This window comes from Pantoea sp. GbtcB22, from assembly GCF_019091025.1.
Lineage (GTDB): Bacteria > Pseudomonadota > Gammaproteobacteria > Enterobacterales > Enterobacteriaceae > Pantoea > Pantoea leporis.
Genome location: NZ_JAGXKB010000747.1, coordinates 1 through 240 on the forward strand (window position 1 = coordinate 1; position 240 = coordinate 240).

General features: G+C 63.3%; 1 pseudogene. It reads left to right on the forward strand.

What is annotated here, in order from left to right:
• A pseudogene (locus KVT28_RS26560) lies at nucleotides 1–240 on the forward strand (efflux RND transporter periplasmic adaptor subunit); the annotation flags it as partial.

The following is a 240-nucleotide window of genomic DNA, read 5'->3' on the forward strand; positions in this document are numbered from 1 at the left end:
GGTGGGGGGCGCGGCCAGTGTCACGTTAACCATTAACCTCGCCAATGTCCCCGCCAACGTGAATCGCGAATCGTGGGTGGTGCCGGTGGAACCGGTATTCAATCCCGATAACAGCCAGCGCAACGAGCCGCATGGCTGGGTGGTGCAGGGCAGCGGCGATCAGTTGACGTTAGTAGATCGCAAAGTCAGCGTGGGCGAGGTAACCGGTCGCGGCGTGGGGATCACCGCCCGGCTGCATGC